Source organism: Companilactobacillus mindensis DSM 14500 (genome assembly GCF_001434275.1).
Classification (GTDB): Bacteria; Bacillota; Bacilli; order Lactobacillales; family Lactobacillaceae; genus Companilactobacillus; species Companilactobacillus mindensis.
The window spans coordinates 1-257 of record NZ_AZEZ01000024.1; the positions used below are offsets into that span (position 1 = coordinate 1).

The following is a 257-nucleotide window of genomic DNA, read 5'->3' on the forward strand; positions in this document are numbered from 1 at the left end:
ACATTAATAATTCTTTTCGATTTTGGAGGTGGAGACGGTGCGACAATCGCAGAAAACAGAACAAAAAGCTGACCATCTGAAGATGATAAGTTTGGAAAACCGAAAGCAATCAGAGGCGCGTAGTACCGCCTCTGGTGAAAATACGATTAAGAATGGCATTTCATTTAAAGAACGAGTTTTAAGTAGGGATAATCTCAATCTAGCATACAAAAAGGTTTATAAAAATAAGGGTGCCGCAGGCATAGATGGTATGACCG

General features: G+C 39.3%; 1 pseudogene. It reads left to right on the forward strand.

Annotated features, from left to right (window positions below):
• Positions 1–37 precede the first annotated feature (37 nt).
• Positions 38–257 (forward strand): annotated as a pseudogene (locus FD29_RS03145) (group II intron reverse transcriptase/maturase); the annotation flags it as partial.